Raw genomic sequence first — 23,794 nt, 5'->3', positions numbered from 1 at the left:
TAACCATCAACCATTAACCATTAACTTAAAGCATCATCCCACCAGAAACTTCAATACGTTGTGCATTTATCCAGCGAGCTTCTTCAGTACATAAAAAAGCTACGACACCACCAATATCGTCAGGTAAACCAACTCTTCCTAAAGCGGTTACAGAAGCTATTTGTTGGTTCATTTGTTCATTATCGCGAACCACTCCGCCGCCAAAATCTGTTTCGATTGCGCCTGGGGCCACAACATTTACTTTGATTTTTCTAGCGCCTAATTCTTTTGCCTGATATTTAGTTAAGGTTTCAATTGCCCCTTTCATTGCAGCATAAGCAGCATAACCAGGGAACGAGAATCTAGCTAAACCTGTAGAAATATTTACGACTCCGCCGCCGTCATTCATTATATTTAATCCTTTTTGGGTTAAGAAAAACGGACCTTTGAACTGAATATTAGTCAATTGATCAAATTCCGCTTCAGTTGTTCCAATGAAAGAATTGTGAATTCCGATTCCAGCGTTGTTTACCAAAAAGTCAAATTTATCAGTATTAAAAACACTTTTTAAAGTTGATTCTACTGCTGTAAAAAATGCATCAAAAGTACTTGACTCAGCCACATTTAATTGAAGCGAAGCCGCTCTCTGACCTAAATTTTCAATTTCTTTCACCACCAAATCAGCTTCTTCTTTTTTGCTGTTGTAAGTGATAATTACGTCAATTCCTTTTTTAGCAATAGCAATTGCCATATTTTTTCCTAAACCTCTGCTTCCGCCTGTAACCAGAGCTATTTTTGTATTTACTGCCATTTTTTATAATTGTTAATTTGTGAAATGTGAAATGTAAAATGTTAGTTGTAAGATGTGAAATGTGGATGTGAAATTTTTGTCATGTTTTTTTAAGGTAGGATTCCTTTTTTGCATCTCACATCTCACATTCAACATTTTACTTAATTAGAATGCAAAGCCTCAAATGATGCCTTCAATTGTGGCACACTTGCGTTTAATCTAGTTTCGCTGGTTCCAAAAGTAAGTTCTGTTCTGCCTTCTTTTAATTGTTCAAAAATAGAAACAATAAAATCGCTCACGCTTGGATGTGCATCGTGTAAACCAACTCCACCCAAATCTGTATTAAGTGCAGGCGGAATAATTTCGATTACTTCGATGTTTTTAGCCTTTAATAAATGACGAAGTGAAATCGTAAACGAACGGAAAAACGCTTTTGTAGCCGAATAAACCGGAACTTTTGCAAAAGGAGAAAATGCCAATCCAGAAGTTACATTCATTACAGTTTGTAAAGATTTCAACTCAATAAATAATGAAGTTAAATGTAAAGGAGCTTCAATATTTGTCGAGATTTCAGCTTTCATACTTTCGTAAAAACCAGCATCTGTAACAGAAACCCATTTTTGAATTCCAGCATTATTGATTAACACGTTTAAGTCCGAATGATTTTCAGAAATCCATTTGTAAAGTTCGATTCTTTCTTCTTCTAAAGACAAATCGCAGACTTTTGTTATAACCGATGGAAATTTTGCTTTTACTTCGTTTAAAACAGATTCTCTTCTGCCGCAGATTATAACGGTATTGTTTTCTTGAATAAATCGTTCAGTAAGTCCAAGTCCGATCCCGCTTGCACCTCCTGTAATTAAAATTTTGTTGTTTGATAAATTCATCTTTTCGATCTTTTAAATTGATAAGACAAAGGTAGGAGCAAAGTAGATTTGGGAAATTGTAAATATCAAACCGATGTTTGCGAAATTCAAATCAGATAACTGAAATTTATTTTTTTTTAAATTCCAAAAATCCAATTCTTATTTTATGTATTCCTGAGCGAAGTCGAAGGACACGCACAGAATATGCTCAAAGCATAGTCATTGCGAGGAACGAAGCCATCTCACTTGCTACAGGTACTCATACTAGTGCGATTGCTTCGTTCCTCACAATGACAAGTATTGCGTCTATTTGTATAATCTAAAATCTAAAATCAAGCTCTAAAAGCCAAAGGCGTCAACGACGTTTGTTTCTTAAAGAAATTAGAAAAATGCGCTAATTCTTCAAAACCAAGTGAATAGGCAATTTCAGAAATATTCCAATCGGTTTGTTTTAATAGAATCTTGGCTTCGTTTGTTAATCGGCTGCTGATTAATTCTGTTGTGGTTTTTCCAGTGTTTTCCTTTAAAACCTTATTTAAATGATTGACATGAACTGATAGTCTAGATGCAAAATCTTTGGCAGTTCGCAATTCTAATCTTTGATTTGGAGATTCAATTGGGAATTGTCTTTCAAGTAATTCCGCAAATAAAGAAGATACTCTCGCAGCAGAATTATGTTTAGAATACAGCGCTGTAATAGGCTGTAATTTTTGTCCGAAGTGAATTAATTCCGCAACATAATTTCGAATTAAATCGTATTTATAGATATAATCAGAATTGATTTCTTTTTGTATTTTGTTGAAAATCAAAGCAACTTCTTCAACTTCTTCATCAGATAATTGAAATATAGGATAACCATCTGAAGCGAAAATCGGAAGTTCGTCCAAATCGATTCCGCTTTTGTTTTTAGATAAAAATTCGCTGGTGAAAACACAAAACTGTCCAGATTGATTGGTGTCCTGCGGTAAATAGTTGTACGGAATTTTTGGCGTTGCAAATAACAATCCCTGTTTTTCTATATCGATTATTTTATCGGCATATTCGGCTCTGTTTTTCCCGCGAATCAAACTTATTTTGTAGTAAGCCCTTCTGTCATAAGGCATTCCAGGCTTTCCTTTCATGCGTTCCAAAAGCTCTTTGATATCAAATACATTAAAATGACCAATTTCTTTTTGAATGTCATTTGGCAATAAGGAGTTAGGTTCTACAGTTGAACCTTCGGTAATATCTTTATAAAATGAATCTAGGGATTTCATATTTTAGAATTGTAAAATTCAAATATACGAAACATTTTTTTTAGTTTTAGGTTTCAGGTTTTTTTAGTTTCATGTTGCTTTGCTTGTGTTTATTTAACCGCAAAGAACGCAAGGTTTTCTCGTAAAGTTCAAAAAGAAAACTTGCGTTCTTTGCGTAAATTTTTGCGAACCTTGCGGTTAAAATAAACTTCCCTGAATTAATTCTGGCTGAGGATTACTGCCAAAAGGAAATATTTCTAAGATAAAATATTGTTTTTTAATCGGATCAAATTCTCTTAGTATAATAGCATCACATAAAAATTCCATGTTAATTGTAGTGAATAAATCACGGGCAATTTTGATGTTTTCAGGCGTTAGATTTCGTCCTATTGAAATATGAGGATCGTCGCTTCTGTCTTTAATGGAAATCAGAAGTGTTTCCTGAATTTTTTTCATCATAGGTTTTAAATTTACTTTAGAATCTTCATTAGGAGATATAAAGAAAGCCCGACTTTCCTCATACGCATCAAAATGATCTAAATAAATTTGTATTGGAATTAAAGTGTCAGCGATTTTAGAAAGCTTTTGTATGAATTTTTCAAGCTGATTTTCACTCGCTTTAAATCCACCAATTGTAATATGTGCTACAGAATTGCAGCTGCCATACCATCCAATTTTATTGAATAATTCTAATTTTAGTTTTTTGATTATCTCAATTCCATCTTGTGAGGGATGAAAAACAACTGAATATTTCTTTTCCATTGCATCAGCTTTTCTGCAAATTTAAAATTTAAACTGAGCAGTCAAAGCTGAATAAAAATAATCTTTTCCTGAACCGGCTTCTTTTAGGAAAGCTCCGGCATTAAACCAAGCGCCTTCAACGGAAAGCGTTAAAAAGGAATTTACGTTATAATCAAAATTAGCGATCAATTGTGTTCCTATAAAACGCTCGGTTGTGTTGTCTCCAGAGTATAACAATTGCATGTTTGGAGCATATAAACCGTCATGAATTGAACTTCTCCAGAAAATATCATAATCTATCCCAAAGCCTAACTTTTTGGTTAAATCGAAAGCAATCGATGGGTGAATGTCAATTAAATTCGCTGGACCTATTAACCCAACCAAGCCAAAATAAGCGCCTTTTGGATATAAGGGATTGAACGTTTGTAATGTATTGTCGCTATTATTTTTATCTCCAGAAATAAACTCGGTTTTTAAACCAATTTCAGGACTGAATTTTACATTTTCAAAAGTATAAGATGTGTTTGATGAAAGTGTCCATGCTGCAATATTTTGAGCGTTTATTTTTCCAAATTGATACAATCCTTCAAAATCGTATTTCCAGTTTCCTTTTGTTTTCCAAATTCTGGTTCCTATCGAATGTCTTGTTTCTTCACCAACTGCATTATCAAAAACGGCGCGGCTTTTCCATAATCCTAAATAATACAAATCGATATTTTGGATAAAAGGAACTTTATGAATCACCGTATAACTTCCCCAAAGTTTAGCATTGTCATTGAAATCATCATTAAAAACACCAGCTTTATTAGCAACAGGATGAGAGTAAAAAGCATCTGTCTGCCAGTTGTTATTTTTATAAAATAGTTTCACTCCGTCAAAGGCAATTCGGTTATTTGGTCTTTCGCGAACGCTTACTAAACGTTGTGAGCCGTAAGCCATTTCTTGTCGACCAACTCTAAGAGTTAACTGCTGATTTTTATTCTGAATGAAATCAATATCTAAAAAAACCTGATGAAAATCCAGTTCGTTTTCATCCACCGGACTTGGATCTATTTTGCTGTTGGCAAGACTGCTTTGGAATTCAACAAAAGTCCTGAATCTGCCAAAATGGATATCGGTATTTAATAAATAACGTGAAAGTAAGTAGCCGTCTCCGCCAGTTGTTTCGTCGCCCCATTTGTCATTAACGGTATAAAAATATTGTTCTCTGATTTCACCGCCAATTGAGGCGTAGTATTTATCGTTTTTACCTAATGGAATATATTTGATTTTCTCGTACCAGTTTTTCGTCGAATCGGGTTTTAGATATTGGAAATCATCCTCATATCGCAGCTTTTGAAAAACTGGTTTTTGTTGTGCATTTGCAGAAAAAAAGATTCCCAAAAGCAACAATAGTAAGAATGTATTTTTCATCATTTAATTTTTTTGGTAACCTCCAAAGTAATTTACCGGACTCCAGTCTGGAATTGCTTTTGGGGTTTGTTTGGCAAAGGTTCTAAAGTCATTATCGGCATATACTACTTTTCCGTTTACGACTGTTAGTTTGGATTCGATGTTAAGTATTTTTTCTTCAGAAGTTGAAAAATAATCGTCGGAAAGAATCGCAAAATCGGCTAGTTTATCTGCAGTCAGCATGCCTCGGTCTTTTTCGATATTGATTAATTCGGCACTTCCGTAAGTAAATAATTTTAAAGCGGTTGTTCTGTCTACGATATTTTCGTCATTCATATATTTTAAACCGCCCAATGTTTTTCCAGTTGTCAGCCAATATAAACCTACCCACGGATTATAACTTGCTACGCGGGTTCCGTCAGTTCCCATTCCGACTTTTATTCCCAATTCTAAAATTTTCTTAAGCGGAACTGTATTTGCAGCAGCGGTTTTGCCATATCTTTTAATGAAGCTTTCTCCTTGATACGCCATTCTGTGCTGAATTGCTAATCCGCCATTTAAGGCTTTTATTCGTTTTAAATTTTCTACAGAAACCGTTTCTCCATGATCAAAGAACCATAAAAGGCCATTTAAAGGAGTTTCCTTGTTAATGTCTTCGATGACATTTAAAAATCTTGTAATGCTTTCGTTGTAGGTCGCATGTATTCTAAATGGCCATTTGTTTTTTACTAATAATGATAAAACTTCTTTCAATTGTCCTTCCATCGCTGGGCTTAATTCAGGTCTTGGTTTGTCGAAGTTTTCAAAATCTCCTGCGCTCATAACCAAGTTTTCTCCCGCGCCCTGAACGTGATATTCTACTTTGTCCGAATGATGATCGTCATCACAGCCTTCACCAATTTCAACAGTATTAATCCATTTGGTGTAATCGTTTAATTCGCTTCCTGCTTTTTGTGCAAACAAATAATAAGGCATTCTGATGGTCAAATCACTGTCTTTGCATAAACCGTTTGTTACGCCGTAATCGTCTGGAAAATTTTGAAATCCGCCTCCTGCATCCATAATAGCGGTTACGCCAAGACGATTCATTTCGGTCATAAATTGCTTAGTCGAATTAAATTTTTCATCCTGAGTTAATTCTGGAATTTTGGCAAGAGTAGAGTAGAGGATAAAAGCATTCGGCTCAGCAATTAATAATCCGGTTGGATTTCCGTTAGCATCTTTTTCAATTAATCCCGCATTTGGATTTGGCGTATTAGAATCAATTTTTAATGCTTCTAAACCTGCTTTGTTTAAATAAGCGTGTCCATATAAATGCAGTACAAATGTCGGAACATCGCCGCTTGCTTCGTTAATTTCGGCCAAAGTTGGCAGTCTTTTTTCTTCGAACTGGTAAGCATTCCAACCGCCTACAACTCGCACCCATTGTCCTTTTGGAGTTCTTTGTGCTTGTTCTTTCAGCATGGCTAACGCTCTTTTTAAAGATCGCACTCCATCCCAGCGTAATTCAGTATTGTAGAATCTTCCGCCACGGATAATGTGCATGTGAGAATCAAATATTCCAGGAATAATTACTTTTCCTTTGGCATCGATTATTGTTGTTGCTTTATCTTTTAACTTTAATATTTCACTGTTTTTTCCCGTTTTAAGAATTTTTCCATCAGCAACAGCCATCGCTTCAACGATTGTGTTTTTATTGTCCAGAGTGTGAATTACTGCATGGTGAACAATTAGTGTGGCTTTTTTGTTTTGCCCGAAAATGGGAAGAGAAATGATTAAAAGAAGGGCTGTTATTTTAGAAATGAGTTTCATGGTTGTGGTATTTAAGTGGTTTTGGAGAGTGGGTTTTAATTAAAAATTGAGAATTAAAAATTAAATTTCAGCTCATCTTCCTGGAAAAATAAACTATAGATTTTAAATATCTTTTAATTTTTAATTCTCAATTTTTAATTTAAAATAAAATTAGTGTTTCAACATTTCGTGAGCATATTGTACGCCTACACCATAAGCACCACCGTATTTTTTAACTAAATCTGTCACAGGTACATAAGTTTCCTGACGACCCCAGTCGCGTTGCAATTCTAATAAATACTGTAATGAAGTTATTGGGTGAGCGCCAGCTTGAACCATACGTGTTACGGCCATTTCGTGCGCTTCTTTAGAAACGTCTCCGCTTGCATCTGTAATTACATAAACATCATAGCCTTCGTTGATTGCTGATAATGCTGGCCCAACGATACAAACGCTTGTCCATAATCCGCCAAAAACAATTTTCTTTTTACCTGTTGCAATAATTGCTTTACGTGCAGGAGCATCCTCCCAAGTGTTCATTGTGGTACGATCAATATAGTTTGAAGTTTTTTGCGGGTAGAATTCTTCGATTTCTCTAAAAACAGGTCCGCTGAATGATTTTTCTGCAACTGTTGTTACGATAGTTGGCACTTTGAATATTTTTGATGCTCCAGCAACAAGGGCTGTATTGTTTCTAAGTTGATCGATTGGAATGTTGCTTACTGCAAATGCCATTTGGCTTTCATAATCTACCAGTACCAATGTATGGTTTGTTGGATCTAATAATGCTGGACTTGGCTTTTGAGCGAATCCGATAAATGTAACTAATAATAAAACTGCGGTAAGGATTAATTTTTTCATGATAATTTGATTTTGTTGTGAATAAATGGTTTTTAAAAATTATTTAGTATTTGATTTTCAGTGTATTGCATTCAAATTAAATGCCTTGTTTGTAATGTATTGATTTTAAAAGGTGTTTCAGAAAAGGCAATAGTGATCCTAACGATATATCGTCAATCAAATTGGATATTTCGTGAATGAATTGTTATAAAGCTTTAATGAATTTTAAAAAGGAAGATTCTGTTACCTAAATTTTTCCTTTTAGATGTAATCTGTGGAGAATTTCAGATTTTAGTAAACCGCTTCCTCCACCAAAATGTTCAATTACTTCTACATCTGGCTGATGTTTTAAACAAAATGAAGTAAATTCTTTTTCGATATGATCTTCGATTCCGGAACTCAATAGAACAACATCGATTTTGTGATTCTGAAAATATTCTTGAGCCTCTTTCTCATTGTTGAAAGAAACAGCGTTCCAATCTTCATAAGCATTTACAAGGCGAAGTAAAATGGCCAGAATTGCTTCGTTTTTTCCGAGTAATAAGAATTCAAGTGTTTTCATTTTTTTTAAGTTTCTGAGATTCTGAGTGGCTAAGGTTTTAAGGTTTTTTTACTTAAAAAATTAGTTTGGGCAGAACTTCTAATTTACTTTACAAATTTATTTCTTTCATTTTTGTTTCGACTTAATCTAGAACAAGAAAAGATTTTATGTTTCAAATATTTTTTCTTTGTTTTCGATTTCAGTTTTTGACAGAACTTTTAATTTACTTTGCAAATTTATTGGTTCTTATCATGCTTCAACTTAATCTAGAACAAGAAAAAAATTAAGGCTTTCATACCTTTTCTCTTTTTGATTTCAGTTTTTGATTGAACTTATAATTTACATTACAAAGATAATTTAAGAAGAAAAAAACAGCTCTTAATCTAGGACAAGAAAGTGTTTTAAAGTATGATTTCACAATTTTAAAAAAGAAGATGAGTTTGAGTTGTGTAAAAAAAATGTTAAACTTTAAAATTTATTTTATTGATAAACAGTTTGTTAGTTTGTTTTCTTGATAAGAAGCGCCTAGCTTTTTCTCAATATGAGGAAAACCGTAAGGTAATTGCTTTTGTGAATTATAACTTTGACATATAGAAATTTGAAACAGTGGCACTCTTTACCTTTTTAGATGTCATTTAGAATTTTTATAAAAAACTGTTTTTGGAGAAACGTTTTTAGAATTTAATTGACAGATTCATTTGATCGTGGGTTTTGTATATAAGTTTGCAATATACATTAATGTCGAATTTTTAAGGGTTTTAAGATTAAGTCGACGGACATAATTTTAAGACCCTTTTTTTACCACAAAAATGAAAAACCAATTAACCAAAATTGAATAATGTCGGTATTGATTTTAAATTTTTGTGGAGAAAAGCCGTAATAGCTTTTAAATGCAGCCGAAAAATGAGAGACATCTTTATAGCCGCATTTGTAAGCAGCTTCGCTTACGGTTGCTGTTTTGCTTTGAAATAACTCTTTGGCGTGTTCCATTCTAAGTTTGATAATATAGCTTTTAACGGTTGTACCAAAACAAGCTTTAAAACCTTTTTTTAATTTGAATTCGTTTAACGAAATAAGTCGTGAAAGTTCTGGCAGGGTAGGTGTGTTTCGATAATCGTTGTCTAGTATTTTTTTTGCTTCTAAAAGTTTGTTGTATTCTTCTTCGTCAATTTTTTCTTTTAATGGAGGTTTGGTAATTATTGCTTCGAGCTGATGAATTAGAAGTTCCTTAATTTTACTTTCGATATAAATTCTCTTGAGTGCACCTTGACGCGCACAATTTTTTATCTCGTGTGTAACCCATTGAATAGCCGGCGAAAAAGAAAGGTATTTTGAGGTTAAATAACTGGATTTTTTGCCAAGAATGTTTTTTGAAAATTTTTCGTGAAGCTGCCAATCTTCATTAATGATATTGTAATAAAACTCCTTTGATAAAATAATGGACAAGTAATTTATTTGTTTAAAAGGTGGAATTGTAAATGAAGCTTTAAAATTACTGGTATAAAAAATATTATGTGTATTTTCTTTAGAAAATTTCTCGCCTTCTAACTGGTCTATTTGAGTTTCTACATTGCTGCTGTAAATAAAATTCATAACAACAGATTCTTCATCTATTTCAAAAATGACTGTTTTTGAGCTCGAATAATACATTTGGGTATCGAGTATAACTAAGCCTTCTGTAATTAAATGCCGGCTGCTAATTTTCTCCGAATCGTTGTTTTCTATATTGATATTCTCCTCTGTTAAAATGCTTTTTGGACAATATTTATCTCCAATTTGAATTTTAATTATTGGCGTTTCTGGTGTTAAAAGTGTGGCTTTGATTTTCAAAATTTAATCCGTTTTTACAAAATAATAATCCGTTTTTCCCTATCTTTTTTCAGGTTGTTGATGGTACTTTTGTGACAAAGTTATTTATAATTAGTCTAATTAAATATATGTCAACTCAAAAATTTTTATTTTTTATTTCATTTTTCTTCTTTTCGTTCTTATCATTTTCCCAGCAAAATCAAGCTGTTACCGTATCTGGACAAGTTGTTGAAAAATCTGGGCAAACAATTCCATTTGCCACAATAGTTATAGAAAAAACGGGTTTAAGTATGATTTCAGATGAAAACGGGAAGTTCATTTTTAATAATGTTAAGTCGGGAAAACACACATTAAAAATTTCTGCAATCGGTTTTTCAAGCTTTAAAAAAAACATAGAAGTTTCAGATGTCAGCATAAATATTCCAGTTCAGTTAGAAAGTGAATTACAAGAGTTAGAAAGCGTAACCGTACTTGGAAGAACACCAACCGAAAAAGTAAATAAAAAAGCTTACAGCGTAACAGCAATTGATGCTAAAAAATTACACAATTCAACATTGGATCTGTCTCATGCCTTAGATCGTGTTTCTGGAGTTCGTAATCGCGAAGCAGGAGGAGTTGGTTCGAGATCTGAACTTTCTATAAACGGATTTTCGGGTAATCAGATCAAAGTTTTTATTGACGGAGTACCAATGGATAATTTTGGTTCTTCATTTCAAATGAATAATATTCCAATCAATCTTGCCGATCGTGTCGAAGTTTACAAAGGAGTTGTACCAATTTGGCTGGGCGGAGATGCTCTTGGAGGTGCAATTAATATTGTGACTAACAGCAAGCCAAGAACTTTTGTAGATGCATCTTATTCTTTCGGATCTTTTAATACGCATCGTTCTAGTATCAATGCAGGCTATACCGCAAAAAGCGGATTCACAACAGAAATCAATGCTTTTCAAAACTATTCAGACAATAATTATTGGGTCAACGTAGACGTTGCCGATTTAAATACGGGAGCTTATTTCCCCAATCAGCGCGTAAGACGTTTTCATGATAAATACCGCAATGAAACCGTAATTGTAAATATTGGTGTAACAGGAAAAAAATATGCCGATAAATTAATGATTGGTTTTACTGGAGGAGAAAATAAAGCTGATATTCAGACTGGTGCAAGAATGGTTAGCGTTTTTGGAGAAATCTACAGAAGAGGAAGTATTGTTATGCCGACTTTGAAATATCAGGTTAAAGATTTATTTACCAAAGGTCTTAATGTTAATGTGACGGGTAATTACAATTTTGGATTCGAACAAAATGTAGATACAGTTTTTAGAAGATACAATTGGTTTGGAGACTATAAACAGTATGAAGGTACTGGCGGAGAAAGAAGCCGTACACTTCGTAAATTTTATAACAATAATGGTGTAGCGACTGCAAATGCAACTTATACGCTGAATGAAAGACACTCATTTATGATCAATAACACTTTTAATACTTTTGACCGTAAAGAGAGTGATGAACTAGTTCCTGAATCTTTGGTGTACAAACAGCCTAAAAAGACACAAAAAAATGTTTTAGGTTTAGGGTATAAACTGGATTATAATGAAAAGTGGAGTACTTCTTTATTCTTAAAAGATTATTCATTAAAAACTACTTATTCAAGAAGTTACAATCCTTCTGGAAATGCGGGCGATATTGCTTATCAAAAATATGTTGATAATACTTCTACAACAGGATATGGTGCCGCAACGAGTTATTACATAAAGCGTAATCTTCAGGTAAAAGCTTCTTTTGAGAAGAGTTACAGACTTCCAACTCCTGAAGAAATCTTCGGAAATGTAAATGATAATTTAGAAGGAAATCTGGCTTTAAAACCAGAAACTAGTAACAACTTTAATATTGGTGCAAGTTATCAAACGAGTTTTAATGTAAAAAATGCGCTGTCATTTGATGTGAATCTTTTACATAGAAATGCGACAGATTTTATTCGTCCTACCTTGAATAATAATCAAACCATGACTACGAATGTAAACCAAGGGAAAGTAACCAATTATGGTATTGATGGTGAGGTTAGATATTCGTACAGCAACAGGTTTACGGCTGGATTTAATGCCACGTATCAGAATATTAGAAATATGACTGAATATGAGCCAAATCAAAATTATGTTTCTCCATTTTACAAAGACAGAATTCCAAATATGCCATTCCTTTTCGGAAATGCCGATGCAACTGTATTCTTCAATAATCTATGGAAAAAAGGAAACAATTTATCCGTTGGCTACAATTTACTATATGTCCATACTTACTATTTGTCTTGGCCAAGTATGGGAAGCAAGGATAGTAAATTAGAAATTCCGCAGCAGTTCAGCCATGATTTGAATGCAGTTTATACGCTTGCTAACGGAAAATATAATATTGCTTTTGAATGTAAAAACTTCTTAGATAATAAACTCTACGACAACTTCTCCTTGCAAAAACCAAGCAGAGCTTTTTACATCAAACTTAGATATTACTTCAGTAAATCAAATAATTAATTTAATACAAACACATATTACAATGAAAAAAAGTACCAAATTAGCGTTATTATCAGCTGTATTAGCTTTTACAGCTTTTTCTTCTTGCAGCAGTGATTCAGATAAACCAGGCGACACAACAGGTGGTGGTACAGATACTGGAAAAACTAAATATATTATTACTGCAACAACAGGAGCAGCAGGAATTGCAGATTATTTATTAACTGCAGACGATGTTACTACAGGAACTATCACAACTACTGGAAACGGATTGGAACAAGACGGAACGTACCGTTACTATATTACAGCACAAAATAACTTTTTCAGTTTACTTTACGGACAAGGAAATCCTGGAGCTGTAACAACTTACAATTTAAATGCTGAAGGAAAATTAGTGAAGAAATCTGATTTCCAGGCAGAAACTGTACACGTATTTGCTGCTGTAAACAAAGATATCCTAACAATTAAGGTTCCAAGAAGTGGTGCTTCAATTGCTTCTATGTACAAGATTGATGCTGAAAAATCACTTATTATTGGTGAAGCACAGCAAGATACTAAGAAATTGGCAGGAAATGGAGAAAGAGCTTTCTTTACTTGGGCAACTCAGGTTGGAGACAAAGTTTATATGCCATATATGAGTATTAAAGGTGATGGAGTAGATAATTTCGGAACTGTAAATCCAGATAGTACTTGGGTAGCAGTTTACAACTATCCAGAACTTAAATTAGAAAAAGTAATCAAAGATAACCGTACAAGTTACTTAGGAGCTTATTTCACAAACGGATTATTTCAAGATGAAAATGGAGATGCTTACGGTTTCTCTGGAGCTATTGCGACAAGCAATGCTGTTGTGACTTCTACAAAACCATCTGCGGTTGTAAAAATTAAAAAAGGAACTACAGAATTTGATAAGTCTTATTTCTTCAACGTTCAGGAAAAATCTGGAGGATATAAAATTTCTTCGACTTCTTACATTTCAAAAGGGAAATTCTTATTGTTAATGTACGGAAATGTTGGAAAAAACAATGGTGCAGTTAAAATGGCTATTGCCGATGTGTACAACCAGACATTTACATGGGTTACAAATGCTCCTGCAACATTAACTTCTGTTACAAGCCGTTATAATATTACTTCTGAAGACGGAAGTTCTGCAATTGTTGGTATCAACACTCCGGATGGAAACTGGATTTATTCTATCAACGGCTCAACAGCTGTTGCTACAAAAGGAATGAAAGTTGAAGGCGGACAAATTACTGCAATTCAGAAATTAAAATACTAATTTTTTTTTACCGTAAGTCCTTCTTTTTTATGAGGACTTGCGTTTTTTTTATTTATCCTATTTATCTATCCAATTATGTTTTCTTCTTCAAAACCAAAACCCAATACTAAGAAAAAAAGTAAAAAATCGCTTTTTAAGCGTGTTATGGCCTGGCTCCATTTGTGGCTTGGTCTGGCATCTGGAATTATTGTAGTGATTGTCAGTCTTACAGGCTGTATATATGTTTTCGAAAATGAAATTAAAGATTTTATTGAAGACTGGCGTTTTGTAAAACCACAGGAAAAAGCATTTTTACTGCCATCTCAATTGGTTACGATTGCAGATAAGAAAATGAAAGATAAACATGCGACCAGCGTAACTTTTGGCGGAAAAGACGAAGCAGCGATTGTTGGTTATTTTGTGGAGAAAAAAGAAGAAGGCAGAAAAGGCAGGGGAGAAAGAGCGGAACGCAAACGAGACGATAAGAGAAAAAACTTTGCTAAAAATGAAAGTGTAAAAGCAAAGTCGGACTTAAAAGCGCAGCCGAATGAAAAAGGAAAAGAAAAAGGTAAAAAAGGAAAAGGCGGAAGAAGAAGCGGGACTTTTATAAGTGTTTATATGAATCCTTATACTGGGGAAATCCTGAATGTTAAAACCTTTTCTAGAGGAGAATCGCCAGATTTTTTCAGATGGATTTTAAACGGTCATCGTGCCTTATGGCTTCCGTATGACATAGGACGCCCGATTGTAGGGGTTGCTGTCCTGATTTTTGTTTTTCTTTTAATTTCCGGAATTGTTTTGTGGTGGCCAACAAAATGGATAAAATCAATTATCGATAAAAGTTTTAAAATAAAATGGGACGCGAGTTTTAAGCGTGTCAATTACGATTTACACAATGTATTCGGATTTTACAGCTGTATTTTCCTGTTTTTCATTGCCGTAACTGGTTTGGTTTGGAGTTTTGGGTGGTGGAGTAAGTCACTATATTGGGTAACATCAGGAGGAACTCCGCTAGTTGAAAATCGAGAATCTCCAAAATCTGATACCACAATTGTCAAGGCATTTAATATTACAACTGCTGATAAAGTATTATTGAATATTAAAAAAGGAAACCCTCAGGCTGCTGGAATCATGATTAGTATTCCTTCGAAACCTGCAGATCCTATTGGTGCTTTTGTTTACAAGCAAAGACATACTTTTTACAACATGGACCGATATAGTTTTGATCAGCAGACTTTGAAGGAAATTTCGATTAAAACTCCTTTTTCAGGAAAGTATATCGAAGCCAATATTCCAGACAAGATTCGACGTATGAATTACGATATTCATGTAGGAAGCGTTCTTGGTTTGACAGGTAAAATTATTGCGTTTCTCGCTAGTTTAATTTCAGCCAGTTTACCCATTACCGGATTTATTATTTGGTGGGGGAAACAAAAATTTGGCAAAAAGAAAGCGCCTGCAGCAAAACCCAAAGTGGCCAGTAAAATTATTACTGCCCCGAAATTGAAAAGCAACGCAGCACAAGAAGTTTCTGCTTAAAATATAAAATGTTTTTTAATTCCTTTTTGTTTTTTTTTTTGATCAAAAGGCAAAACTTCGTAAGTTTTGCCTTTTTTTATTTTTTAGTTATAACCATTAGCTTTAAGCCATTCTACACAATCTCTGGTCCAGAATTTGCTGGTGTCATTAACTCCTAATCCAAAACCGTGACCGCCTTTTTCGTATAAATGTAACTCTGCTTTAACACCATTTTTTTTGAGTGCTAAGTAGTAATTAATACTGTTTTCTGGAATAACAACTGTGTCATCTGTAGCGTGAATTAAGAAAGCTGGAGGTGTTTTAGACGTAACTTTCTTTTCGTTTGAATAGGAATCAATTAAATCTTGTGACGGATTACTGCCAAGTAAATTAGTCTGCGAACCTTTATGCGTAATTTGATTTTCCATTGAAATTACAGGATACATTAAAATAGAAAAATCGGGGCGTGCACTAACTTTATATGTAGATTCGTAAACTTTATCATCATAATGAGTAGATAGAGTTGAAGCCAAATGACCACCCGCAGAAAAACCTAAAATTCCGATCTTATTCGGATCAATATTTAATTTTGCTGCATTTTGTCTTACATAACGAACTGCCTCTTGGGCATCTTGTAACGGACCAACATTTTTATTCTTCATAATCAAATCGTTTGGGAGACGATATTTTAATACAAAAGCCGCAATTCCTAAGCTGTTGAACCATTCGGCTACTTTTGTTCCTTCTTTATCAAAAGCTAAATGCATATAACCTCCGCCGGGACAAATGATTACCGCAGTTTGATTGGGTTTTGCATCTTTAGGAAGAAAAATGCTTAAGGTTGGAATGGTAACCTGAGTTGTACTTTGCAGTTTTCCGTCAGTAATACTTTCTTTTTCCTTATAATCTGCTGCTTTTATCTCGTCTGGAATTTTATTCCATAACGGAATTACTTGATTCTGTGCACTGCTGGAAAATATTCCAGAAAGCAATAGAAAACCCAAAGCAATTCCTCGTAATAGTTGTATTTTTTTATTTTTCAATTTGTTTAGTAATTATTTGATTTTTAAATATTTATTAACTTTTGTTGTAAAAAAAGTAACCGTTTATTCTAAAAGTAAAATTAGAATAAAATTGATTCTAGAAACATAAATTTCAGGACAATTTTACCCCATAAAAAGGATGAATTTCACCTCTTGGTTTTTAACAAATATATTGTTTAATGTGTAATTTTGTATTCTTTTTTTTATGTAATATGTTTATTTAAATAGTTAAAATAATTTTTTATACAATTTATTTGGATTGTAGAGATTAAAAACTATATTTGTGCAATCGATTACATTATTTATTTCATTGATTGTTAAAATATTGATTTTAACATTTTTAAATAGAAGTAAATGCTATAGGCTGAGATTACCAAAAATTACAAAACTATAATACCCACTTACTATGAATCAAACCGAAACTGTTGCCGTGAATGAGAATGTCAAATCTACAGGAAAATACCGTTGGAGTATTTGTGCATTGTTGTTTTTTGCAACTACAATTAATTATTTGGACAGACAAGTACTTTCGCTGACTTGGAGTGATTTTATTGCACCCGAATTTCACTGGACAAATAGTGATTACGGAAGTATAACTGCATGGTTTTCTATTTTTTATGCGATTGCCTTATTGTTTGCGGGAAGGTTTGTAGATTGGTTAGATACTAAAAAAGGATTTCTTTGGGCTATAGGAATATGGTCAGTTGGAGCCTGTCTGCATGCTTTTTGTGGAATTGCCACTTCAGGACTTATAACTGGAAACTGGTTTGTAGGTTTTGAAGGCGCTAAAGAAACAATCCATATGGTGAATAATACCGGATTGGTAATTAATGTAAGTGTTACATTATTCATATTTGCCCGTTTTGTTTTGGCAGTAGGAGAGGCGGGAAATTTTCCGGCAGCAATTAAAACTACAGCAGAATATTTTCCTAAAAAAGACAGAGCTTTTGCAACTAGTATTTTCAATGCTGGTGCAACAGTAGGAGCTTTAGCTGCGCCAATTACTATCCCTTTTATTGCAAAATCATTTGGCTGGGAAATGTCATTTATTATCATTGGAGCTTTAGGATTTGTCTGGATGGGATTCTGGATGTTTATGTACGATAAACCAGAAAGACATTCAAAAGTAACAGCAGATGAGTTAGCTTATATTCAGCAAGATGACATCGCTGATAGTAAATTAGTGGGTTATGTTCCCGAAACAACTACAAAAGTTTCTCTACTAGAGTGTTTCAAATACAAGCAAACTTGGGCATTCGCATTCGGGAAATTCATGACAGATGGTGTTTGGTGGTTCTTTTTATTCTGGACACCGGCATATTTAAGTTCTGTTTACGGAATGGATTCTACTCAAGCCGCATTACCATTGTTTGTTTTATATATGATTACTTTATTGTCAATTATCGGTGGATGGCTTCCAACTTATTTCGTAGAGAAAAAAGGAATGAATCCATACGAAGGAAGAATGAGAGCGATGTTGATTTTTGCGTTTTTCCCATTGTTAGCACTAATTGCACAGCCTTTAGGATATATTAGTTACTGGATTCCTGTCATCATTATCGGAATCGCTGGTGCTGCACACCAATCTTGGTCGGCAAATATCTTTACTACGGTTGGAGATATGTTTCCTAAAAAAGCAATTGCCACCATTACGGGAATTGGAGGTTTAGCAGGTGGAATTGGTTCGACATTAATTAACAAAGGATCAGGGGTTTTGTTTGATCATGCTAAAGAAACAGATATGGTTTTCATGGGATTTAAAGGAATTGAAGCTGGATATTTTATCATCTTCTCAATCTGTGCAGTTTGTTATTTAACTGGCTGGATTGTGATGAAAACACTAGTTCCGAAATACAGACCAATTACAAATCTCTAACCAAGATTTCTCAAAACTAACTAACCAACTTAAACCAAAACCACATCATGAACCAAGCTAATGCAGCAATAGGAAAATACCGTTGGACTATTTGCAGTTTAGTGTTTTTTGCTACAACTGTCAATTATCTGGATAGAAATGTAATAAGTTACCTTCGGCCTTTTTTAGCAGAAGCTTTTCATTGGACACCAGAGCAGGAAGTAATTGATTATTCAAATATCGAATTGGCTTTTAAAATAGCTTATGCCTTGGGAATGCTGGTTGCCGGTGGAATTATTGATAAGTTAGGAACAAAATTAGGTTATGCAATTGCAACCGGATTATGGAGTTTAGCGGCAATTGGACATGCGCTGGCAACAGGAACAGGAGGATTTTTAATTGCCCGTGTTTTTTTAGGAGTAACAGAGGCAGGGAACTTTCCGGCAGCGATAAAAGCAACAGCTGAATGGTTTCCGCAGAAAGAGAGAGCTTTAGCAACAGGGATTTTCAATTCAGGAAGTAACATTGGAGCTATAATCGTACCTTTAACTGTTCCTCATATTGCAGAAAAATACGGATGGCAGTGGGCTTTTATCATAACAGGAATAGTTGGTTTTATCTGGCTGATTTTATGGTTTTTGTTTTATGAAGTTCCGCAAAAACAGAAACGTCTTTCTCAGGCAGAATTGGAATATATTACTTCTGATAAAATTGAAGAAGTAGAACAAGAATCAAAAGAAAAAGTTTCGTGGATTAAATTGTTGTCGTTTCGCCAGACTTGGGCTTTTGCAATTGGTAAATTATTGACAGATCCAGTTTGGTGGTTTTATTTATTCTGGCTTCCAGATTTTTTGATGAAAGAATACAAGCTTACAGCAACAGAAATTATTTGGCCGTGTGCGCTGGTATACATGATAGGAAGTGTTGGAAGTATTGGCGGAGGCTGGCTTCCGTTAAAATTAATAAACAATAATTGGCCTGCTTACAAAGCTCGTAAAACAAGTATGCTCATTTATGCATTTGCCGTTCTTCCCGTTTTGTTTTCACAATATTTAGGAACAATAAATATGTGGTTTGCCATATTGGTTATTGGTCTGGCGGTTTCAGCACATCAGGCCTGGAGCGCCAATATCTTTACGACTGTTTCAGATATGTTTCCAAAAAAGGCAACGGCATCGGTTACAGGAATGGGAGGAATGTTTGGAGCGCTTGGCGGTATATTATTGACTTTAGTAGTACAGAAAAACATGTTTGTGTACTATACTAAATTGGGTAAAATCGAAACAGGATATTTCATTATGTTCTGTATCTGCGGAGCTTCGTATTTATTGGCTTGGCTGATTATGCATATTCTGGTTCCAAGAATGAAAAAGGTGGAATTGTAAAGAAAAAATGATCGGCAGTGAAATAAATTTTGGTTTGAATTATGGTTTTTCAATATAAAAAATTAATTTTGTGCAATCGATTACATTAAATAGAAATTATGACAAAATATAGTTCAAGATACGCGTCAAGCCCAGAAGCTGTAAAAAAATATGATACACAGCAATTAAGAGAAGAATTCTTAATTGATGACCTGATGCAGGAAGATGAAGTGGTATTGGTTTATTCGCATTACGACAGATATATTGCAGGTTCTGCAGTTCCGGTAAAAGGAGATTTGGTTCTAGAAACTATCGATCCGCTTAAAGCGCCTTATTTTTTAGAAAGAAGAGAACTTGGAATTATTAATGTAGGAGGAAGCGGTTCTGTTGTAGTGGAAGGAACAACTTATGAATTAGGTTTTAAAGATGCACTTTACATCGGAAGCGGTAATAAAGAAGTAATTTTTAAAAGTGATGATGCAGGCAGTCCTGCTAAATTCTATCTGAATTCAGCTCCAGCTCATACCAATTACCCAACTAAAAAAGTAAGTTTAGCGGAAGCGAATAAGCTGCAGTTAGGAACAATGGAAACAGCTAACCACCGTACTGTAAACCAAATGATTATTGGAAGTGTTGTTACAACCTGCCAATTGCAAATGGGAATGACAGAATTAAAACCGGGTAGTGTTTGGAATACAATGCCGGCTCACGTACACGATCGTAGAATGGAAGTATATTTTTATTTAGATATTCCACAAGATCAGGCTGTTTGTCACTTTATGGGACAGCCTCAGGAAACAAGACATATTTGGATGAACAACCATCAGGCAGTAATTTCTCCGCCTTGGTCTATTCACTCAGGTTCAGGAACCAGTAATTATACTTTTATCTGGGGAATGGCAGGCGAGAACTTAGATTACGGAGACATGGATGTTTGTAAAATCACAGATTTAAGATAAGAATATGACAAACTTATTTGATATAAAAGGAAAAGTTGCCCTTATTACAGGAAGTACGCACGGACTGGGAATGGCAATGGCAAAAGGACTTGGAGAAGCCGGAGCTACAATTGTTGTGAACGGAAATTCGTCTCAGCAAAAAATTGATGACGCCGTAGCAGAACTTCAAAAAGAAGGAATCAATGCTGTTGGTTATAAATTTAATGTAACAGAAGAGCAAGAAGTAAAAGCAGCTGTTGCTAAAATTGAAAGCGAAGTTGGACCAATCGATATCCTAATCAATAATGCCGGAATCATCAAAAGAATTCCATTGTTAGATATGGAAGTTTCAGATTTTAGAGAAGTGGTTGATATTGATCTTGTAAGTCCATTTATCGTTTCTAAGCATGTTGCAAAAGGAATGATCGAAAGAAGACAAGGAAAAATAATCAACATTTGCTCTATGATGAGTGAATTAGGACGTAGTACAGTTTCTGCTTACGCTGCTGCAAAAGGCGGTTTAAAAATGCTGACTAAAAACATGGCTACAGAATGGGCAAAATACAATGTTCAGATCAACGGAATCGGTCCAGGATATTTTGCTACGGAACAAACAAAACCAATTAGAGTTGACGGACATCCGTTTAACGATTTTATCATCAGCAGAACTCCTGCTGCAAAATGGGGAGATCCAAGTGATTTAGCCGGAGCAGCAATATTTTTATCATCAAAAGCGAGTGATTTTGTAAACGGTCACATTTTATATGTTGACGGTGGAATCCTTGCTACAATTGGAAAACCTTCAAACGAAGAATAATTCTCAAATTATATTTTAAAAGACATGAGCGCAAATACATTCATACATGACAATTTTTTATTAGAAAATAAATACGCTGAAGAGTTATATCATAATTATTCTAAAAATCAGCCAATTATTGATTATCACAATCATCTTAATCCGCAGTTTATTGCAGAAGATAAGATTTTTGATAATATAACAAATGTATGGATCAACGGCGATCATTACAAATGGCGTGCAATGCGTACGTTAGGAATTAATGAGCAGTTTGTAACAGGAAATGGTTCAGATAAAGATAAGTTCTTAAACTGGGCAAAAACAGTTCCGTATACGATGCGTAATCCATTGTACCACTGGACACATTTAGAATTAGCTCGTTATTTTGATATTTATGATCTGCTGAATGAAAAATCGGCTGAGAAAATTTATATCGAAACTTCAGAAAAAATAAATTCTCAAGCTTACAGCACACAGAATCTTCTTAAAAAAGTAAACGCTGAATTAGTTTGTACGACAGAAGATCCAATTGATTCTTTAGAATATCACCAAAAATTCGCAAACAATTCAGTTGGAATTAAAATGAGTACGGCTTTCAGACCTGATAAAGCCATCTTAATTGCTAATGATGGTTATAATGCATATCTGGACACATTAGGGGATGTGTCCGGAGTTGCAATTAATACTTATGCTGATTTACAAACTGCATTAAGAAAAAGAATTGAATTCTTTAATACAAACGGATGTAAATTAAGTGACCACGGTTTAAATCAAATTGATTTTGAAGAATTTACTGAAAATGAAGTAAATGCGATTTTCAAAAAGAAAAGAGAAAACAGAATTTTATCGCCAGAAGAAACTTTAAAATTCCAAAGTGCGATTTTGATTTTCTTATCAGAAACGTATCATGAATTTGGATGGGTACAGCAGTTTCACTTAGGTGCATTGCGTAACAATAATGCCCGTATGCACAGAATTTTAGGTCCTGATACAGGATGGGATTCTATTGGAGATTATCCTCAGGCACAAAAATTATCGGCTTTCTTAAATGCATTAGACAGCAAAGATAAATTGACCAAAACAATTATCTACAACCTAAACCCGGCTGATAACGAAGTTATGGCAACCATGATTGGAAATTTCAATGACGGAAGTGTTCGCGGAAAAGTACAATTTGGTTCAGGATGGTGGTTTTTAGATCAAAAAGACGGAATGACAAAGCAGTTAAACGCGCTTTCAAATATGGGATTAATCAGCTGTTTTGTTGGGATGCTTACAGATTCAAGAAGTTTCTTATCGTTCCCAAGACACGAATATTTCAGACGTATTTTATGTAATCTTTTAGGAGATGAAATCAAACGCGGTGAACTTCCAAATGATATGGAATGGATCGGAAAATTAGTTGCTGATATTTCATACAACAATGCTAAAGAGTATTTCAAATTTTAATTAAAAGTTAACCGCAAAGTTCACAATCCCGATAGCTATCGGGAGTGGCAAAAAAAATATAATATGAGTAGAGTAGTTGCATTTGGAGAAATCATGCTGCGTTTATCGACAGAAAGACATTTGCGTTTTTCGCAGTCTACAGCATTTGGTGCTACGTATGGCGGCGGCGAATTTAACGTATGCGTTTCTTTGGCAAATTACGGAGTTAATGCTGAATTTGTTACCAGACTGCCAGAAAATGAAATTGGTTTTTCTGCATTAAGAGAAATCAGAAAAATGAATGTCGAATCTAAAAACATTGTTTACGGAGGAGAGCGTTTAGGAATCTATTTCTTAGAAACTGGAGCAGGAACACGCGGAAGCAACGTGGTGTACGATCGTGCGCATAGTGCAATGTCAACAATTGAAAAAGGGCAGGTAGACTGGGAAAAAGTTTTAGAAGGAGCTGAATGGTTTCACTGGAGCGGTATTACACCAGCGATTTCAGAAAGTGCAGCAGAAGCTTGTTTAGAAGCAATTAAAATCGCTCATAAATTAGGAATTAAAATTTCCTGCGACTTAAATTACAGATCAAAACTTTGGCAATATGGTAAAATGCCAAGCGAGGTAATGCCGGAAATGTTAAAATACAGTAATGTTATTTTAGGAGATATTGATACTGCGTATTTTATGTTGGGAATTCCTAAAGTGAATCCGAATTATCAAGACGAGAAAACGCTTCCAAATTTATATACAAAATTGTTCGAATTTATTCCGAACCTTCAAATTGCTGCTACGACACTTCGTTATTCTGTAAGTGCTTCTCACCAAAGAATCGGCGGAATTTTATTTGACGGAAAAGCAATTCACAGTGCAGCAGTTAAAGAAGTTACTCCGGTTGTAGACCGTGTAGGAAGCGGTGATTCATTTATGGGCGGATTAATTTATGGTTTGCTAGAATATCAAAATAATAACCAAAGAGCATTAGATTTTGCAGTTGCAGCATGTTGTTTAAAACATACCATTGCAGGCGATTACAACTTGGTTACATTGAAAGAAGTTGAAAATATGATTGATGGTGATGGCTCTGCATTAGTATCAAGATAAAA

General features: G+C 34.4%; 19 protein-coding genes. 9 read left to right on the top strand and 10 right to left on the bottom strand.

Going from position 1 to position 23,794, the window contains the following annotated elements:
• Positions 1–25 precede the first annotated feature (25 nt).
• The 9 genes from QMG60_RS18220 to QMG60_RS18180 all read right to left on the bottom strand — a co-directional run bounded on the left by QMG60_RS18220 (position 26) and on the right by QMG60_RS18180 (position 10,005).
• Positions 26–790, bottom strand: coding sequence for an SDR family oxidoreductase (locus QMG60_RS18220; protein ID WP_281865940.1), 765 nt, complete (start codon positions 788–790; stop codon positions 26–28).
• A 140-nt stretch (positions 791–930) separates the two neighbouring features.
• The gene (locus QMG60_RS18215) at positions 931–1,656 is read right to left on the bottom strand and encodes an SDR family NAD(P)-dependent oxidoreductase (protein ID WP_281865939.1); all 726 of its coding nucleotides are present in this window, start codon (positions 1,654–1,656) and stop codon (positions 931–933) included.
• Positions 1,657–1,967: 311 nt separating this feature from the next.
• On the bottom strand, positions 1,968–2,891 hold the full coding sequence (locus QMG60_RS18210) for an AraC family transcriptional regulator (RefSeq protein ID WP_281865938.1): 924 nt from the start codon (positions 2,889–2,891) through the stop codon (positions 1,968–1,970).
• 177 nt (positions 2,892–3,068) lie between these two features.
• Positions 3,069–3,632, bottom strand: a complete 564-nt coding sequence (locus tag QMG60_RS18205; protein ID WP_281865937.1) for a 2'-5' RNA ligase family protein — start codon at positions 3,630–3,632, stop codon at positions 3,069–3,071.
• Positions 3,633–3,653: 21 nt separating this feature from the next.
• A complete protein-coding gene (locus tag QMG60_RS18200) occupies positions 3,654–5,024 on the bottom strand; it encodes an alginate export family protein (protein WP_281865936.1) in 1,371 nt (456 codons plus the stop codon).
• A gap of 3 nt (positions 5,025–5,027) precedes the next feature.
• Positions 5,028–6,815, bottom strand: a complete 1,788-nt coding sequence (locus QMG60_RS18195; RefSeq protein ID WP_281865935.1) for an amidohydrolase — start codon at positions 6,813–6,815, stop codon at positions 5,028–5,030.
• A 150-nt stretch (positions 6,816–6,965) separates the two neighbouring features.
• Positions 6,966–7,655, bottom strand: a complete 690-nt coding sequence (locus QMG60_RS18190; RefSeq protein WP_134141916.1) for a hydrolase — start codon at positions 7,653–7,655, stop codon at positions 6,966–6,968.
• 226 nt (positions 7,656–7,881) lie between these two features.
• On the bottom strand, positions 7,882–8,196 hold the full coding sequence (locus QMG60_RS18185) for a hypothetical protein (protein WP_057116199.1): 315 nt from the start codon (positions 8,194–8,196) through the stop codon (positions 7,882–7,884).
• 777 nt (positions 8,197–8,973) lie between these two features.
• Positions 8,974–10,005: an AraC family transcriptional regulator gene (locus QMG60_RS18180; protein WP_281865934.1), complete on the bottom strand. Its 1,032-nt coding sequence runs from the start codon at positions 10,003–10,005 to the stop codon at positions 8,974–8,976.
• A gap of 107 nt (positions 10,006–10,112) precedes the next feature.
• Here QMG60_RS18180 and QMG60_RS18175 point away from each other — a divergent pair, with 107 nt between their 5' ends.
• The 3 genes from QMG60_RS18175 to QMG60_RS18165 all read left to right on the top strand — a co-directional run bounded on the left by QMG60_RS18175 (position 10,113) and on the right by QMG60_RS18165 (position 15,282).
• Complete coding sequence (locus QMG60_RS18175; RefSeq protein WP_281865933.1) at positions 10,113–12,506, top strand: TonB-dependent receptor; 2,394 nt, start codon at positions 10,113–10,115, stop codon at positions 12,504–12,506.
• A 22-nt stretch (positions 12,507–12,528) separates the two neighbouring features.
• On the top strand, positions 12,529–13,764 hold the full coding sequence (locus QMG60_RS18170) for a DUF4374 domain-containing protein (RefSeq protein ID WP_281865932.1): 1,236 nt from the start codon (positions 12,529–12,531) through the stop codon (positions 13,762–13,764).
• Positions 13,765–13,839: 75 nt separating this feature from the next.
• Positions 13,840–15,282, top strand: coding sequence for a PepSY-associated TM helix domain-containing protein (locus tag QMG60_RS18165; RefSeq protein WP_281865931.1), 1,443 nt, complete (start codon positions 13,840–13,842; stop codon positions 15,280–15,282).
• Positions 15,283–15,365: 83 nt separating this feature from the next.
• Here QMG60_RS18165 and QMG60_RS18160 read toward each other — a convergent pair whose 3' ends face one another.
• The gene (locus tag QMG60_RS18160) at positions 15,366–16,304 is read right to left on the bottom strand and encodes an alpha/beta hydrolase (protein ID WP_281865930.1); all 939 of its coding nucleotides are present in this window, start codon (positions 16,302–16,304) and stop codon (positions 15,366–15,368) included.
• Positions 16,305–16,710: 406 nt separating this feature from the next.
• On the opposite strand from QMG60_RS18160, the gene QMG60_RS18155 reads away from it, so the two are divergent.
• The 6 genes from QMG60_RS18155 to QMG60_RS18130 all read left to right on the top strand — a co-directional run bounded on the left by QMG60_RS18155 (position 16,711) and on the right by QMG60_RS18130 (position 23,792).
• Positions 16,711–18,180, top strand: a complete 1,470-nt coding sequence (locus QMG60_RS18155; protein ID WP_281865929.1) for an MFS transporter — start codon at positions 16,711–16,713, stop codon at positions 18,178–18,180.
• Positions 18,181–18,227: 47 nt separating this feature from the next.
• Positions 18,228–19,544, top strand: coding sequence for an MFS transporter (locus QMG60_RS18150; protein ID WP_281865928.1), 1,317 nt, complete (start codon positions 18,228–18,230; stop codon positions 19,542–19,544).
• Positions 19,545–19,642: 98 nt separating this feature from the next.
• Complete coding sequence (gene kduI, locus QMG60_RS18145; protein WP_082586765.1) at positions 19,643–20,482, top strand: 5-dehydro-4-deoxy-D-glucuronate isomerase; 840 nt, start codon at positions 19,643–19,645, stop codon at positions 20,480–20,482.
• Between the two features lie 4 nt (positions 20,483–20,486).
• Positions 20,487–21,278 (top strand): gluconate 5-dehydrogenase, encoded by a 792-nt coding sequence (locus tag QMG60_RS18140; RefSeq protein ID WP_281865927.1) that lies wholly within the window; start codon positions 20,487–20,489, stop codon positions 21,276–21,278.
• Between the two features lie 24 nt (positions 21,279–21,302).
• Entirely contained in the window at positions 21,303–22,706 is a 1,404-nt protein-coding gene (gene uxaC / locus QMG60_RS18135) for a glucuronate isomerase (protein WP_281865926.1), read from the top strand.
• A 63-nt stretch (positions 22,707–22,769) separates the two neighbouring features.
• The gene (locus tag QMG60_RS18130) at positions 22,770–23,792 is read left to right on the top strand and encodes a sugar kinase (RefSeq protein ID WP_281865925.1); all 1,023 of its coding nucleotides are present in this window, start codon (positions 22,770–22,772) and stop codon (positions 23,790–23,792) included.
• Positions 23,793–23,794 lie beyond the last annotated feature (2 nt).

This window comes from Flavobacterium sp. GSB-24, from assembly GCF_027924665.1.
In the GTDB taxonomy this organism is placed as follows: Bacteria; Bacteroidota; Bacteroidia; order Flavobacteriales; family Flavobacteriaceae; genus Flavobacterium.
The sequence above is the reverse complement of the archived record's forward strand: the minus strand, read 5'-3'. Positions and strand labels throughout refer to the sequence as shown.